Source organism: Streptomyces sp. NPDC033177 (genome assembly GCF_055577715.1).
The window spans coordinates 355,028-369,919 of sequence record NZ_JBVIPS010000008.1; the positions used below are offsets into that span (position 1 = coordinate 355,028).

Sequence of the window (14,892 nt, forward strand, 5' to 3'; positions counted from 1 at the left end):
GTCGAAGCCGTACGTCCCCCGGTACGCCGGAGGGTTCTGGTGCTCGCTCGCCGACGATCGTGATCGGCCGCCGAGCGCGGCGTCTTCCGACCGCTGGCTCAGGGGCCCGCGAACCTCCGGCTCACGTACGCAGATGTGAGGCGCCGTTCAGGTCGAGGACCGTACCCGACGCCCACTCCGCGACCGGAGAAGCCAGCCACAGCACCGCCGCGGCGATCTCCTCCGCCGTGCCGGCCCGCCCGAACGGACTCTGCGCGCGGATCGCCGCGCCCTCGTCCCCGCTCAGCCGGTGCGCGACCCTCTCCGTCTCGAAGAACCCGGGGGCCACCGACGCCACCGCGATCCCGTACGGCGCCAGTGACACCGCGAGGGACTGGCCGAGCGCGTGCACGGCCGCCTTGGTCGCCCCGTACGCCGGGTGGTCGGGCTCCCCGCGGAACGCGCCGCGCGAGCCGATGTTCACGATGCGGCCGCCCGTGCCCTGGTCGATCATCCGGCGCGCCGCCAGGTGGCTGAGGTTCGCCGTCGCGAGAAGGTTCACCGATACGTGCTGTTGCCAGAGCGCAGCCCAGTCCTCGTACGACGTCTCGGCGAGGGGGTGCGGCACATTCACGGCGGCGTTGTTGACCAGCACGTCGAGGCCGCCGAGCGCGTCGCCGGCCCGCCCCGCGACGTCCGCCGCGCCCGCCGGATCCGACAGGTCGCCGCCCACCAGGACGTGGCCCTCGCCATCGAGCGAGGCGATCGTCGCGCGCGCCTCCTCCTCACGCGAGCCGTAGTGCACCGCGACCCGGTCACCGTTCGCCGCGAAGGCCCGTGCCAGGGCTCTGCCCAGGCCTCGGGAGGCCCCGCTGATCAGGACGCGGCGGTCGGTGCCCGGCAGGTTCCCTGGCAGGTTCATGGAAGGAAGCCCCTCGACGTCGGACGGCGTTCAACCGCCGTTTATACGTGAGCGGGAACGTGACGCCGACAGCAGCCCGGCCGGAACCCGCCCCAGGAGACATCATGTCGCTCACCCGCAGGGACTTCGCCAGACGCTCCGCGATCACCGGCGCGGGGGTCGCGCTGACCGGCAGCGTCGGCGCGCTCGCCACCGCCCCGGGCGCGCTCGCCGCCGAGGAGGCGACGGAGGGCGGGGCCGACCGGCTCGACCGCGATCCCGGCTACGGCCCCCTCGTCCCCGACCCGGAGGGCCTGCTCGCGCTGCCCGCCGGATTCTCGTACCGCGTCCTCACCCACAGCGGGAAGACGAAACTGGAGACCGGCGAGTTCACGCCGTCCAACCACGACGGCACGGCCACCTTCGAGGGCCCGCGCGGCGTCACGCTGCTCGTCAACAACCACGAGCTCGGCGGACCCCGCTCCAAGTGGGCGCACCCGGTCCCGCTGACCGAGGGCCTCGTCTACGACCCGGCCGCGGCCGGCGGCTGCACCGTCGTCGAGGTCCGCCGCGGCGGACACGTCGCCGAATGGGTCGGCATCGCGGGCACCGCCACCAACTGCGCCGGCGGCAGCACTCCCTGGGGCACCTGGCTGACCTGCGAGGAGACCGAGGACCGGGCCGGCCAGAACGGCATGACCAAGGACCACGGCTACGTCTTCGAGGTCGACCCCTACGACCGGCGTGCCAACCGCGCGCCCAAGCCGATCAAGGCCCTCGGCCGCTACGCCCACGAGGCCGTCGTCGTCGACCCCAGACGCGGCCACCTCTACCTCACCGAGGACGCGTCGGGCCCCAACGGCCTGCTCTACCGCTGGACCCCGCCGCAGGGCTTCGAGCACGGCCGCGGCAAGCTGCGCACCCTCGCCGACGACGCGGGCGTCCTGAAGGCGCCCAAGTGCTTCGACTCCGGCGGCCGCTTCGTGGACGACCTCTCCCGCGCCACCCGGATCGGCACCGTGTACGGCGTGGACTGGGTGGAGGTCCCGGACCGCGACGCCCGCACGGTCCCGGTGCGCGAGCAGTTCGACGACGGCGACATCACGCGCGCCCGCAAGCTCGAAGGCATGTGGTGGGGCGACGGCGGTGTCTACATCGTGGCCTCGTTCGCCCGTGACGAGAGCCCCGTCGCGCACGACGGGCAGGTGTGGTTCTACCACCCCTCGCGCCGCACCCTCACCCTGAAGGTCCTCCTCGGAGTCAATCCGGACCCCTCCAAAGACGGCGCCTTCGACGGCCCCGACAACATCACCGTCTCCCCGTACGGCGGCCTCGTCATCGCCGAGGACGGCGATGGTGTCCAGCACCTCTTCGGGGCGACCGAGCGTGGCCGCACGTACCCCATCGCACGTAACGAACTCAACGCAGGCACCCCCGAGAAGCCCTCCTACAGCGAATTCTGCGGCGTCACGTTCTCCCCCGACGGCAAGACGCTCTACGCCAGCATCCAGAGCCCCGGCATCCTGCTGGCGATCACGGGGCCGTGGCGGCGCCGGCGTCACTGACCGCGGGACGGACCGCAGTCCGCGCCGAAAAGCGGACGGGGCCTTCGAGCGACCGGCCGTGGGTGCGAGCGCCCAAGGGCATTGCCCGCACAGTGAGTTGACATCTAGCATTTATCGCATGGGAGCCATGCAACCGGTGCGCCGCACCCTGCGTTCGCGCGGCTCGTCGACGAAGGGCTCCTGGAGACGAAATCGCAGAGCCACACCCGTGTGACGCCGCTGGACGCGGCCGACGTACGGGACGGGCCGCCGTCGTCCGCGCCATGCACGAACTCGCCGCCCGCAGCGCGGTGCCCCTCCTGGAGCCCGCGCACCTGTACGCGATGCGGGAGGCCAACCGCCGGTTCGCGGCAGCTGTGGCGTGCGGCGACGTGGAGGGCGCCCTGCGGGCCGACGACGAGCTGCACGGCGTCCTCGTCACGGCCTGCGGCAACGGCGCCGCCGCGGCCACCATCGCCCGCTACACCCCCCTCATCCGCCGCCTGGAGAGGCAGCGCTTCGGCGAGGGAGTGGCCTGCGGCTCCGCCGAACTGCACGAGCGCCTCATCGACGCGTGCGCGGACGGCGCCCCGGCAGCCGCGGCGGCGATCTCCTCGGAGATCTGGCGCGTCCTGGAAGAACTCGCCCACCCCTGAAGCCAGCCCTGAACCGGCCGGAGGCCCACGTGTCCACACCTCTCGACTCGTACTCCCGCTACCCCCTCCTCTTCGGCCCCTCGCCCGTGCACCCCCTGGACCGCCTCACCCACCACCTCGGCGGCGCCGCGCTCTGGGCCAAGCGCGAGGACTGCAACTCCGGGATCGGATACGGCGGCAACAAGACGCGCAAACTGGAGTTCCTGGTCGCCGACGCGCTCGCCCAGGGCTGCGACACCCTCGTGTCGATCGGCGGTGTCCAGTCCAACCACACCCGCCAGGTCGCGGCCGTCGCCGCCCGCGCCGGACTCAAGTGCGTGCTGATCCAGGAGAGCTGGGTCGACTGGCCCGATTCCGTCTACGACAAGGTCGGCAACATCCTCGTCAGCAGGCTCGCGGGTGCCGACGTACGCCTCGTCCGTGCCGGATTCGGCATCGGCATCAAGGAGAGCTGGGAGCAGGCGGTGCGCGAGGTCGAGGAGGCGGGCGGCACGCCGTACGCGATCCCGGCGGGCTGTTCCGAGCACCGCCTCGGTGGCCTGGGCTTCGCGCGCTGGGCGTACGAAGTGACCGAGCAGGAAGAGGAGTTGGGGGTGTTCTTCGACACCGTCGTGGTCTGTTCGGTGACCGGGTCCACGCAGGCGGGCATGGTCGCCGGCTTCGCCGCGCTCGCGGAGGAGGGCGCCCGCCCCCGCCGCGTCCTCGGCATCGACGCCTCCGCCGACCCCGGCCGTACCCGCGAGCAGATCGCCAGGATCACCCGCGGGACCGCCGAACTCATCGGCGTACAGGCAGAGGTGAAGGACGCCGACATCGAGCTGGACGCGCGCTATCACGCGGGCACCTACGGACTCCCCGACGAGGCCACCCTGGACGCGATGCGGCTCGCGGCCCGCACGGAGGGCATGGTGACCGACCCGGTGTACGAGGGGAAGTCGATGGCCGGGATGATCGACCTGGTGGACCGGGGAGAGATCGCGCGCGACGCGACCGTCCTGTACGCCCACCTCGGCGGGCAGCCCGCCCTGAATGCCTACAGCGCTCTGTTCTGACCGAGGCCTCTGGGGCACACATGTGCGCGCGTTGCAACGGGATAACTACGTAACGCTACGGGGAATGGGAATTTGTGTGTCGGTTTGATGCCGATGTGAGGACCGTGTGAGCTCGGAGCATGGTGCGCCGGGGTCCGGAGGGCGCATACTCAGAACATGACGAGGCCCCCCGGTACCCGACGCCACCTGCCGAACAGCCCCTTTAACGTTCCGCCGCCCCCCGCACCGCCCATCGAGCAGTTCGCCGTGGGCGACCGGGTCTCCCACGATCAGTACGGACTCGGACGGATCGTCGGAGTGGAAGGCGAGGAAGCAGTGGTCATCGACTTCGCAGGCCGCCAGGGAAGGTTCCTGAGCCCTTATCCCAAGCTGGCCAAGCTCTGACCTGACGTACGCCTGCGCGCACGTCCCCACGTACGACAAGGGGCGGCCGACGGGAAGGTTCATCCCTTCCCCGTCGGCCGCCCCTGCGCTTGCCGTCAGCGCCCTCTCGCGCCTCCGGCGGCCCCTCGCGGCCGTCGGACGCCCGCGGGGTGGCTACAGCGCCTGCGCCGCGGGCTTCACCATTCCGCGCACGGTGCGTGACTTGACGAAGTCACCCATGGCGGTCATTTCCCACTCTCCGGTGAACTGCTTGATCAGCTTGGCCATCATCACGCCCGTCTGCGCCTCGGCGTTCGTGAGGTCGAAGCGGACCAGCTCCTCACCCGTCGCCGCGTCGAGCAGACGGCAGTACGCCTTGGCGACCTGCGTGAACTTCTGGCCCGAGAACGAGTTCACCGTGAAGACGAGACCCGTCACGTCCTGCGGCAGCCGGCCCAGGTCCACGACGATCACCTCGTCGTCACCGCCGCCCTCACCCGTGAGGTTGTCGCCGGAGTGCTTGATCGCGCCGTTCACGATCGACAGCTTGCCGAAGTAGCAGCTGTCGACGTGGTTGCGCTGCGGGCCGTACGCGATGACCGAGGCGTCCAGGTCGATGTCCTTGCCGCCGTACGCCGGCTCCCAGCCGAGGCCCATCTTGACCTGCGAGAGCAGCGGCTTGCCGCCCTTGACCAGGGACACGGTCTGGTTCTTCTGGAGGCTGACCCGGCCCTTGTCCAGGTTGATCTTCCCGGCGCCGGGCGCGGGGGCCGCGGCCGCCGGGGGAGCGGCGGGGGCGGCGGGTGCGGCGACGCGGGGGTCCGCGACCGGCGGGGGCGGGCCCTGGACCGGTGCACCGGACGGCGGCGCCATCGGGGCGGCGGCGGGAGCGGCGGCGGCCGGAGCGGCTGGGGCCGCGGGCTCCTCGACCGAGACGCCGAAGTCCGTCGCGATGCCGGCCAGGCCGTTCGAGTACCCCTGACCGACGGCTCGGGCCTTCCACGCGCCGTTGCGCAGATAGACCTCGACGATCACCAGGGCGGTCTCGCCGCCGAGCTGCGGGGGCGTGAACGAGGCGAGGACGGTTCCGTCGTCCGCGTTGCGGATGGTGGCGGTGGGCTCGATGCCCTGGAAGGACTGGCCCGCCGCGTCCGGGCTCGCGGTGACGACGATCTTCTCGATGCCCGCGGGCACGGCGCTGGTGTCCACCGTGATCTTGTCGGGCGTGGTGCCGCCGCCCGACTGGTAGGTCACACCGGGGCCCGAGGGCTGGTTGAAGAAGATGAAGTCGTCGTCGGAGCGAACCTTGCCGTCGGCGGTGAGCAGCAGGCCCGATACGTCGAGCCGCACCGGTGCGGCGACGTCAACCGCCACGCGGGTGGCGGTGAGAGGGATGTTCGAGCCGGGGGTCATAGCGGTCATGCACGGGGTAACGAACGTCCCGCCTTTGCCGTTCCCTTACCTGCGGAAGTTTCTGGCGGGGGCGCCTTGGTCGCCGTCATCACCGGCTTCGCCGAGTACGTCCTCAACGCCGGACGGGCTGAAGGATCAGTCTCTCCGGCGTTTGAGGAGCGGGGTCTGGGGCGGAGCCCTTCCGTGGCGGAGCCGCCAATAGATACAGCCGGGAAGGGGCGGGGTTGGGGAAAGCCCCGCAGGGAACGCCCCTACGGCACCACCACGATCTTCCGGCCGACGCCGGAGGCGAACCGGTCAAGCGCCGCAGGGTACGCATCCAGCGGCATCCGGTCGCTGATGAACACGTCCGGATCCAGCACGCCCCCGGCGAACAGCTCCGCCGCCCGCTCGTAGCTGTGCAGCACCGCCATCGACCCGGTGATGGTGATCTCCTGGTTGTAGATGCGGTACGGGTCGATGCTGACCCGCGTCGCGTAGTCGGCAACGCCGAACTGCAGGAACGTCCCCGCCTTGGCGACACGGCCGAGGCCGTCCTGGATCGCGTTCGCGTTCCCCGTGGCGTCGACCACGATGTCCCAGCCCTGCGGCCGGTCGAGCTCGTCGGCGCCCGCGGCCGACCCCGACACACCCAACTGCCGGGCCGTGGCGAGGCGGTCCGGGTTGAGGTCCACGACGTCCACGCTCGCCGCCCCCGTCCGCTTGGCGAGCTCCAGCATCATCAGGCCCATCGTCCCGGAGCCGTAGATCAGGACGTGGGCGCCCAGCTGGGCGCGGAGCACGTCGTAGCCGCGCACCGCGCAGGACAGCGGCTCGATGAGGGCCGCGTCCTGGGTGCGCACGTTCTCCGGGAGCCGCACACAGTTGGCGACGGGCGCGACCGCGTACTGTGCGGCGCCGCCCGCCGTGGTGACGCCGATCGCGGCCCAGCGCTCGCAGAGGTTGTTGTGGCCGGTTCGGCAGTAGCGGCACTCGTAGCAGTAGAGCGAGGGGTCGACGGCGACCCGGTCGCCGACCGCGAGCTCCGTGACCTCGCGGCCGAGACCCACCACCTCCCCGGCGAACTCGTGCCCCGGCACCACCGGCAGCGTGGGCGCGAACTCGCCCTGCAAAATGTGCAGATCGGTCCCGCACAGACCGCACGCGGCGACCTCGACGACGACTTCGCGCGGCCCCGGCGTGGGGTCGGGCACCTCGCCGACGACAGCCTTGCCGACGGACTCGATGATGGCGGCCTTCACTTGACGGCTCCCAACGACAGGCCCTGGACCAGCTTGTCCTGGGCGGCGAACCCCGCGGCGAGCACCGGCAGGGAGATCACGAGCGACGCGGCGCACACCTTCGCCAGGAACAGGCCCTGGCTGGTGATGAAGCCGGTCAGGAACACGGGCGCGGTCTGGGCGACGACGCCCGTCAGCACCCGCGCGAAGAGGAGTTCGTTCCAGCTGAAGATGAAGCAGATCAGGGAGGTCGCCGCGATGCCCGGCAGCGCGATGGGGGCCACCACGCGCGCGAGGATGGTGGGCAGCCGCGCCCCGTCGATCTGCGCGGCCTCGATGATCGCGACCGGCACCTCGGAGAGGAAGGACTGCATCATCCACACCGCGATCGGCAGGTTCATCGACGTGTAGAGGATGACGAGCAGCCAGATGTTGTCGAGCATCTCCGTGTTCTTGGCGAAGAGATAGATCGGCAGCAGACCCGCCACGACCGGCAGCATCTTCGTCGACAGGAAGAAGAACAGGACGTCCGTCCACTTCTTCACGGGCCTGATGGAGAGCGCGTACGCGGCAGGGAGTGCGAGGAGCAGGACCAGCAGTGTCGATGCGACCGATGCCACGGTCGAGTTGATGAGCGAGGGCCAGGGGCTCGCGCCGCCGCCCGAACCGAAGAAGTCGCGGTAGCCGTCCAGGGTGAGCGAGGCGGCCAGCGAAGGCGGGTTGGTGGCCGCGTCCTCCTCCGAGTGGAAGGAGGTCAGCGTCATCCAGGCGATGGGCAGGAAGAACAGGATGCCGGCCAGCCAGGCGGCGAGGCCGAGGCCCGCCGACCCCCGGACGTGGAACCGGCCGGCGGGCTGTTGCTGTGGCTGTGTGCGTGTACGTGTCTGCGTCACGGCGGTGCTCATGCGCGGGACGCCTCCTCACGGAACAGGGACGAGACGACCCGCAGCGCGAAGGTCGCGATGATGAGGGAACCGATGACGACGAGGACACCGGCGGCGGACGCCAGACCGTTCTCGTGGGCCTGGTAGAAGCTCTGGTACACGGTGTAGGGCAGGTTGGCGGTGCCCAGACCGCCCGAGGTGATCGTGAAGACGGCGTCGAAGTTCTGCACGATGTAGATCGAGCCGAGCAGCGCCCCCAGCTCCAGATAGCGGCGCAGATGCGGCAGCGTCAGATACCGGAACACCTGCCAGTTGCCCGCGCCGTCCATCCGGGCCGCCTCGATGAGCTCACTGTCGCGGCTCTGCAGCCCGGCGAGCAGGATCAGCATCATGAAGGGCGTCCACTGCCAGATCAGGGAGGCCTCGATGGCGATCAGCGGGGTGTTGGACACCCAGTCGGGCTGCGCCGTGCCGTCACCGCCCACCCAGTTCAGGAGGCCGTTGAAGAGCCCGTACTCGGGGTTGTAGAGCACGTGCTTCCACAGCAGCGCCGCGGCCACCGGCACCAGCAGGAACGGCGCGATGAGCAACGTACGCACCACGCCCCGGCCCCGGAACTTCCGGTCCAGGAGCAGGGCGAGCCCGAGCCCGATGACGAGGCTCGCGAGCACCACGGTGGCCGTGAGCACGATGGTCGTCAGGACGGACTTGCGCAGGTCAGGGTCGGTGAGGACCTCGGAGTAGTTGTCGAGCCCGGCGAAGCTGCGGGCGTCGGGGTAGAGGGCGTTCCAGTCGAAGAAGGAGATCACCAGCGTGGCCACGAACGGCAGCTGGGTGACGACGACCATGAAGATCAGGGCGGGCAGGAGCGGGGCCCTGGTGGCCCAGGCGCGCAGCCTGCCTCCCGGGGGTTTGGCTCCGGACACGCGTGCGGCCTTGGGCGCGACGGCGGGGGTACTCGCGGTGGCGGTCATCGTCCCTCGTACTCCTCGGCGATCTTCTCGGCGAGCTTCTGTGACTTCCTGAGGGCCGCTTCGACGGACTGGCGTCCGGCGATGGCCGCGCTGATCTCCTGGGAGACCTTCGTGCCGAGGTCGGTGAACTCGGGGATGCCGACGAACTGGATGCCGGGCGCGGGCCGGGGCTGCACGCCCGGGTCACGCGGTTTCGCGCCCTCGATGGCGGCATGGGTGACGTCCTGGAAGGCGGCGGCTTCCTTGCGGTACTCGGGGTTGTCGTACGTGGAGGCACGCTTGCCCGCGGGGACGTTGGACCAGCCGATCTTCTCGCCGACCAGTTCCTCGTACTCCTTGCTGGACGCCCAGGAGACGAACTTCCAGGCCTTGTCCGGGTTGCGCGACGCCTTCTGAAGACCCCAGGCCCAGGTGTAGAGCCACCCGGAGCTCTCGGTCTTCTCCACCGGCGCGGGTACGTAGCCGATCTTGCCCTTGACCGGGGACTTGGCGGACTCCAGCGACCCGGCAGCGGCCGTGGCGTCGTACCACATGGCGGTCTTGCCCTGGGTGAGGTTGTTCAGGCACTCGGCATAGCCGGACTGGGCGGCCCCGGACTCGCCGTGCTCGCGGACGAGGTCCACGTAGAACTGTGTCGCCTTCTTGAACTCGGGGGAGTCGAGGCGCGCCTTCCAGCCCTTGTCGAACCACGTCCCTCCGAAGGTGTTCACCACCGTCGTCAGGGGTGCGATCAGCTCGCCCCAGCCCGGGAGCCCGCGCAGGCAGATGCCCTTCATCCCGGACTCGGCGCCGTCCACATCGGCCGCGAGCTTGGCCACCTGCTGCCAGGTGGGCTTCTTCGGCATGGTGAGACCGGCCTTCTTGAAGACGTCCTTGCGGTACATCAGGAAGGACGACTCCCCGTAGAAGGGCTGTCCGTAGAGCTTGCCGTCGTCCCCGGTGAGGGACTGGCGCATCGACGGCAGTACGTCCTTCTCGTCGTACGCCGTGTCCTTGCGGGTGTACGAGCCGACCTCGTGCAGCCAGTCGTTCTTGGCGTAGATCGGGATCTCGTAGTTGCTGAGCGTGGCGACGTCGTACTGGCCCGCCTGGTTGGCGAAGTCCTGGCTGATCTTGTCGCGGACGTCGTTCTCGGGCAGGACCGTGAAGTTCACCTTGATGCCCGTTTCCTTGGTGAAGTGGGCTGCGGTGAGCTTCTGCAGTTCGACCATCTGCGGGTTGTTCACCATCAGTACGTTGATGGAGTCGCCGCCTGAACCGGTCCCGCCCGCCCCGGCCCAGCAGCCGGAGAGCAGCGGGGCAAGCAGCGTCCCTGCGGCTGCCGCGGCGAGTGCGCGCGGCCTCCGTCGGCTCTGGGTTCGCATGAATGCTCCTGGACGTATGGGGACTTGTGGGATGCGTGAGGGGTGAATTCGGGCGTGCGGGATCACGAGAGGTGCCGGGGGCGGGTGAGCGGACGGGGGCGTGTCAGACGCGGATGACCTGGGGGCCCTGGAGCGAGTAGCGGTGTGCCTCGGAGGCGGGCAGCTGCGTGCTCGTGACGATCGCCTCCAGCTCGCCGACGTGCCCGAACCGGCAGAAGCTCGTCGCCCCGAACTTGGTGTGCACGCCCGCGAACACGGTGCGCCGTGACGCGCGGATGGCCTGCGTCTTGACCTCGCTGACGGCGGGGTCGGGCGTGGTCAGGCCGTGCTCACGGGAGATGCCGTTGGCCCCGATGTAGGCGAGGTCGATCACGAACCCGGCCAGCATGCGCGTCGTCCAGTGGTCGACGGTCGCGAGGGTGCCGGGGCGGACGCGGCCGCCGAGGAGGAGGACAGACATGTTGTCGGCCTCGGCGAGGGCGCCGGCGGTGGCCAGGGACGCCGTGACGACGGTCAAAGGGCGGCCCTTGGCGGCTTCGGGGAGTGCCTCGGCGATGAGCTGCGGGGTGAAGCCCTCGTCGACGAAGACCGTTTCGGCGTCACCGAGGAGGTCGGCGGCGGCGGTGGCGATCCGCCGCTTCTCCGGGACGTGCATGGTGGTGCGGAAGGCGAGGGTCGTCTCGAAACCGGCGCTCTCCACGGGGTAGGCGCCGCCGTGGGTGCGGCGGACCAGGCCGTGGTCCTCCAGGGCGCGGAGGTCGCGGCGGACGGTTTCCTTGGCGACGCCCAGTTCGGTGGCGAGGGCGGTGACGTCCACGGAGCCGGAGGTCCTCGCGGCCCGGACGATTTCTCGCTGGCGCTCTTCCGCGGTCATGGCCGCCGCCTCCCTTCCCTCGCTGTGCCCGTTCGGGCCCTGTGGGGAAGTTCTACAGCGGGGCGGGGTGTGTGAACAGGCTCGGGGCCGGGGGTATGGTGCCCGACTGTGCCCGTTTGGCGGGGCCTGGGCCTCTGCTTCGGGCTTGGCCCGTGCCCGTTCTGGGGGTGGGGGGTGCCCGTTCGGTGCCCGGGTGCGAGTACGGGGCTTCTATTTCCCCAACCCCGCCCCTTCCCGAAAACCGTGCCTGCGCCCCGGGCCTACCTGGGGCTCCGCCCCAGACCCCGCTCCTCAATCGCCGGAGGGGCTGAAAAATTCAGCCCCTCCGGCGATTGAGGAGGGCCCTCGCGCCGAGCGAGTTTTCGGGAAGGGGCGGGGTTGGGGAAAAATCGCCTCAGTACGGCCACACCGGCGGATGCGTACAGAAGTGGCCCCCCAGGTTCGCGTGGTCCGGGTTGGCGGGATCCAGTTCCCCCTGCTCGGCGACCAGCTTCGCCGCGTACCGCTCGGAGTCGTCCTCCGGCGAGTAGCCCAGCGCACGCGCCGACGAAAGGTCCCACCACAGCCGCGTGTTGGCGGACGAGCCGTACACCACCGTGTGCCCCACCGCGGGAGCGGTCAGCGCCGCGTGGAAGAGGCGCGCGCCGTCGCCCGGCGACATCCAGACCGACAGCATCCGCACACTCGTCGGCTCCGGGAAGCACGAACCGATCCGCACCGAGACGGTCTCCACGCCGTGCTTGTCCCAGTAGAGCTGGGCGAGATCCTCGCCGAAGGACTTCGACAGGCCGTAGAACGTGTCGGGGCGGCGCGGCGTGTCCACCGCGATCAGCGGATCGTCGCCGACAGGTCGCGGCGTGAACCCGACCGCGTGGTTCGACGAGGCGAAGACGATCCGGCGGACTCCCTCCTCGCGCGCCGCCTCGTAGAGGTTGTACGTCCCCTCGATGTTCGCCCGCAGGATCTTGTCGAAGGAGGACTCCAGGGAGATGCCCGCGAGATGGATGACCGCGTCGACACCCCGTACGGCCTCCCGCAGCGCCTTCTTGTCGGCGAGGTCCGCCGTGATCGCGTCCGGCTCGCCCTCGATGGGGCGCATGTCGAGCAGCCGCAGGTCGTGGCCGTGGGCCGGGAGCAGCCCCCGCATCAGGGTGCCGAGGCCGCCTGCGGCGCCGGTGAGCAGGACGGTGCGGGGAGCGGACATGAGGGGGTCTCCTGTGTGTGTATGTGTACGTACAGCATTCACATCTGTGGACACGCTAGAGATCGGCGGCTCGCCGCGTCAAGTGTCGTACGGAGGCGGGTGGTCCGCTCTCGAATCGCTCTCAAATCGCGATTTCCTTGGCGACCTTGACGCTTGACCGGGGCTCAGCGGGCGCCTTAGCGTGGAGCTGTTCAGAAATATGGACATGGATCAGAAACATGGATCGGAAAACGTGCACGCTAAGGGAGAGCCCGTGACGTCAGCACCCCTCGCCGCTCGACTCGACATCCCCAGCGGGCCGCTGTTCTTCCCGGTCACCGCCTACGCGCCGGACGGCTCCATCGACCTCGACGTCTTTCGCGCGCACGTGCGCGCGGGGGTCGAGGCGGGTGCGGCGGCCGTGTTCGCCTGCTGCGGTACGGGTGAGTTCCACGCCCTGACGCCCGAGGAGTTCCGGGCGTGCGTCGCCGCCGCCGTCGAGGAGGCGGCGGGCCGCGTCCCGGTCGTCGCGGGCGCGGGCTACGGCACCGCGCTCGCCGTCAGGTACGCGAAGCTCGCCGAGGAGGCGGGCGCCGACGGGCTGCTCGCGATGCCTCCCTACCTCGTCGTGGCCGGGCAGGAGGGCCTGCTCGGGCACTACGCCGAACTGGCCGCGGCCACCTCCCTCGACGTCATCGTCTACCAGCGCGACAACGCCGTGTTCACCCCGGAGACCGTCGTCGAACTCGCTCGCACCGAAGGCATCATCGGGTTCAAGGACGGCCTCGGCGACATGGACCTGATGCAGCGCATCGTCAGCGCCGTACGCACGGAAGTCCTGGAGGAATTCCTCTACTTCAACGGCCTGCCCACCGCCGAGCTGACCGGACTCGCCTACCGCGGCATCGGCGTGACGCTCTACTCCTCGGCCGTCTTCTGCTTCGCGCCCGACATCGCGCTCGCCTTCCACCGGGCCTTCAACGCCGGGACCGCCGAGGGCGACGCCACCGTGAACCGCCTCATCGACGGCTTCTACCGCCCCTTCGTGGAGCTGCGCGCCGAGGGCAGGGGATACGCCGTTTCCCTCGTCAAGGCGGGCGTACGCCTGGCCGGGCTCGATGTCGGCGGGGTGCGGACGCCGCTGCACGAACCTGCCGACGAACACATCAAACGCCTCGCCGAGCTGACGGAGCGCGGGCGCGCCCTGCTGCGGGAGGAGAGCGCGTGAGGGCCGGAGGAGAGCGCGTGAGGGCCGGGGGAGAGCGCGTGAGGACCTCCGCCTTCCTGTACCCCTGGGACGTCGTCGGCGACCCCGCGGCGCCCGCGCGCGTCGCCGGCCTCGGCGTCCAGCAGGTCACCCTCGCCTCCGCCTACCATTCCACCCGCGCGCTCACCCCCCGCCACCCGCGCCACCGCATCGTCACCGCCGAGTACGCGGCGGTGCTGTACGAGCCGGACGGCCGGTGGCAGGGGCGCGCCCTTCGCCCGCACGTGGCCGGAAGCTGGGCTCCGGGCGATGCCTACGGAGAGGCCGCCGAAGCCCTCGCCGCCGCCGGGCTCGACGTGCACACCTGGGTCGTCCTCGCCCACAACTCCCGTATGGGCGCCGACCATCCGGACACCTCCGTCGTCAACGCCTACGGAGACCGCTACCCCTGGGCGCCCTGCATCGCGCAGCCCGCCACGCGCGCGTACTTCGTCGATCTCGCCGCCGAGGCCGCCGTCCGGCCCGGCGCGCGCGGCACCGAACTGGAGTCCCTCGGCTGGTACGGCCTCGCGCATCTGCACGCTCACGACAAGATCGGCGGAGTGCCGCTCGGGGAGGCCGGGCAGTACCTGATGTCCCTGTGCTTCTGCGCGGACTGCGGAGCGGGGTACGCCCGGCAGGGCCTCGCCCCCGACGCGTTGGCGGACGGTGTCCGCCACGCCCTGGAGTCCGTGTGGCGCGGCGAGGAGCCCCCCGGTGGCTGGGAGGCCGTGGAGAAGCTCCTGGGGGCCGAGACGGCGGCCGCCACGCGCGCGTGGCGCGAGGAAACCGCCCGCACGCTCCAGGAGGCGACGATCGCGGCCGTGCGCGCCGCTGCCCCGGACGGCTTCCAAGTGCTGCTGCACGCCGACCCGGTGGCGTACCACTGTGGCGCCAACGCCGGAGTCGACCCCGAGCACATCCTCTCCGTGGCCGACGGCGTGGTCGTGCCCTGCACAGGCGGCGCTCAGGCGCTGACGCCCTTCGACGCGCACCGCACCGCCCGCACCACCCTCGCCGCGAACCTCACCGTCGTCTCCGGCATGGGCGGCAGCCCCGCCACCCTCACCGCCGACGCCGAGCACGCGCTCACGCGCGGCGCGGACGAACTGCGCCTCTACCACGCCGGGTTGGCGTCCGATGCGGACCTCGCACACGTGGGAACGGCCCTGGCGCGGCTCACATAGACCCTGTCGCACCGGGAGTGGAAGCGGTTACCATCCGCGCAACCATTTCGCT

General features: G+C 70.6%; 13 protein-coding genes and 1 pseudogene. 6 read left to right on the forward strand and 8 right to left on the reverse strand.

Features of this window, described 5'->3' with window-relative positions; all coding sequences use genetic code 11:
* Positions 1–121 precede the first annotated feature (121 nt).
* Positions 122–901, reverse strand: a complete 780-nt coding sequence (locus ACZ5U5_RS27935) for an SDR family NAD(P)-dependent oxidoreductase (RefSeq protein ID WP_469026779.1) — start codon at positions 899–901, stop codon at positions 122–124.
* A 104-nt stretch (positions 902–1,005) separates the two neighbouring features.
* Between ACZ5U5_RS27935 and ACZ5U5_RS27940 the strand changes: the two genes are divergently transcribed.
* From ACZ5U5_RS27940 to ACZ5U5_RS27955, 4 genes and pseudogenes are all read left to right on the forward strand, one after another.
* On the forward strand, positions 1,006–2,445 hold the full coding sequence (locus ACZ5U5_RS27940) for an alkaline phosphatase PhoX (protein ID WP_469026782.1): 1,440 nt from the start codon (positions 1,006–1,008) through the stop codon (positions 2,443–2,445).
* 150 nt (positions 2,446–2,595) lie between these two features.
* Positions 2,596–3,080, forward strand: a pseudogene (locus ACZ5U5_RS27945) (FCD domain-containing protein); the annotation flags it as partial.
* 29 nt (positions 3,081–3,109) lie between these two features.
* Positions 3,110–4,132, forward strand: a complete 1,023-nt coding sequence (locus ACZ5U5_RS27950) for a 1-aminocyclopropane-1-carboxylate deaminase (RefSeq protein WP_469026784.1) — start codon at positions 3,110–3,112, stop codon at positions 4,130–4,132.
* Positions 4,133–4,288: 156 nt separating this feature from the next.
* Positions 4,289–4,516 carry a CarD family transcriptional regulator gene (locus ACZ5U5_RS27955; RefSeq protein ID WP_135329399.1) on the forward strand — a complete coding sequence of 76 codons (228 nt, stop codon included), beginning with the start codon at positions 4,289–4,291 and terminating at the stop codon, positions 4,514–4,516.
* 153 nt (positions 4,517–4,669) lie between these two features.
* On the opposite strand, the gene ACZ5U5_RS27960 is transcribed toward ACZ5U5_RS27955, so the two are convergent.
* From ACZ5U5_RS27960 to ACZ5U5_RS27990, 7 genes are all read right to left on the reverse strand, one after another.
* Positions 4,670–5,908 (reverse strand): TerD family protein, encoded by a 1,239-nt coding sequence (locus ACZ5U5_RS27960; protein ID WP_469027119.1) that lies wholly within the window; start codon positions 5,906–5,908, stop codon positions 4,670–4,672.
* Positions 5,909–6,159: 251 nt separating this feature from the next.
* Positions 6,160–7,149, reverse strand: a complete 990-nt coding sequence (locus ACZ5U5_RS27965) for a zinc-dependent alcohol dehydrogenase family protein (protein ID WP_469026788.1) — start codon at positions 7,147–7,149, stop codon at positions 6,160–6,162.
* Positions 7,146–8,033, reverse strand: coding sequence for a carbohydrate ABC transporter permease (locus ACZ5U5_RS27970; protein WP_469026791.1), 888 nt, complete (start codon positions 8,031–8,033; stop codon positions 7,146–7,148). Before ACZ5U5_RS27970 ends, ACZ5U5_RS27965 begins: the two co-directional genes overlap by 4 nt.
* Positions 8,030–8,986, reverse strand: a complete 957-nt coding sequence (locus ACZ5U5_RS27975; protein WP_469026793.1) for a carbohydrate ABC transporter permease — start codon at positions 8,984–8,986, stop codon at positions 8,030–8,032. The genes ACZ5U5_RS27970 and ACZ5U5_RS27975 overlap by 4 nt, the downstream gene beginning before the upstream one ends.
* Positions 8,983–10,350: an ABC transporter substrate-binding protein gene (locus ACZ5U5_RS27980; RefSeq protein ID WP_469026797.1), complete on the reverse strand. Its 1,368-nt coding sequence runs from the start codon at positions 10,348–10,350 to the stop codon at positions 8,983–8,985. The genes ACZ5U5_RS27975 and ACZ5U5_RS27980 overlap by 4 nt, the downstream gene beginning before the upstream one ends.
* A 103-nt stretch (positions 10,351–10,453) precedes the next feature.
* Positions 10,454–11,224 carry a DeoR/GlpR family DNA-binding transcription regulator gene (locus ACZ5U5_RS27985; RefSeq protein WP_469026800.1) on the reverse strand — a complete coding sequence of 257 codons (771 nt, stop codon included), beginning with the start codon at positions 11,222–11,224 and terminating at the stop codon, positions 10,454–10,456.
* Positions 11,225–11,618: 394 nt separating this feature from the next.
* Positions 11,619–12,428: an NAD-dependent epimerase/dehydratase family protein gene (locus tag ACZ5U5_RS27990; RefSeq protein WP_469026802.1), complete on the reverse strand. Its 810-nt coding sequence runs from the start codon at positions 12,426–12,428 to the stop codon at positions 11,619–11,621.
* 253 nt (positions 12,429–12,681) lie between these two features.
* Between ACZ5U5_RS27990 and ACZ5U5_RS27995 the strand changes: the two genes are divergently transcribed.
* Together ACZ5U5_RS27995 and ACZ5U5_RS28000 are read left to right on the forward strand one after the other, a co-directional pair.
* Positions 12,682–13,635 (forward strand): 5-dehydro-4-deoxyglucarate dehydratase, encoded by a 954-nt coding sequence (locus ACZ5U5_RS27995; RefSeq protein WP_469026805.1) that lies wholly within the window; start codon positions 12,682–12,684, stop codon positions 13,633–13,635.
* Between the two features lie 38 nt (positions 13,636–13,673).
* Positions 13,674–14,840, forward strand: a complete 1,167-nt coding sequence (locus ACZ5U5_RS28000) for a hypothetical protein (RefSeq protein WP_469026807.1) — start codon at positions 13,674–13,676, stop codon at positions 14,838–14,840.
* Positions 14,841–14,892: the final 52 nt, after the last annotated feature.

Bases quoted from the DNA above. Each gene is read 5' to 3' on its own strand.
- ACZ5U5_RS27960 (WP_469027119.1), bottom strand. From the start codon at position 5,908: ATGACCCCCGGCTCGAACATCCCTCTCACCGCCACCCGCGTGGCGGTT.
- ACZ5U5_RS27985 (WP_469026800.1), bottom strand. From the start codon at position 11,224: ATGACCGCGGAAGAGCGCCAGCGAGAAATCGTCCGGGCCGCGAGGACC.
- ACZ5U5_RS27970 (WP_469026791.1), bottom strand. From the start codon at position 8,033: ATGAGCACCGCCGTGACGCAGACACGTACACGCACACAGCCACAGCAA.
- ACZ5U5_RS27980 (WP_469026797.1), bottom strand. From the start codon at position 10,350: ATGCGAACCCAGAGCCGACGGAGGCCGCGCGCACTCGCCGCGGCAGCC.
- ACZ5U5_RS27935 (WP_469026779.1), bottom strand. From the start codon at position 901: ATGAACCTGCCAGGGAACCTGCCGGGCACCGACCGCCGCGTCCTGATC.
- ACZ5U5_RS27990 (WP_469026802.1), bottom strand. From the start codon at position 12,428: ATGTCCGCTCCCCGCACCGTCCTGCTCACCGGCGCCGCAGGCGGCCTC.
- ACZ5U5_RS27955 (WP_135329399.1), top strand. From the start codon at position 4,289: ATGACGAGGCCCCCCGGTACCCGACGCCACCTGCCGAACAGCCCCTTT.
- ACZ5U5_RS27975 (WP_469026793.1), bottom strand. From the start codon at position 8,986: ATGACCGCCACCGCGAGTACCCCCGCCGTCGCGCCCAAGGCCGCACGC.
- ACZ5U5_RS27940 (WP_469026782.1), top strand. From the start codon at position 1,006: ATGTCGCTCACCCGCAGGGACTTCGCCAGACGCTCCGCGATCACCGGC.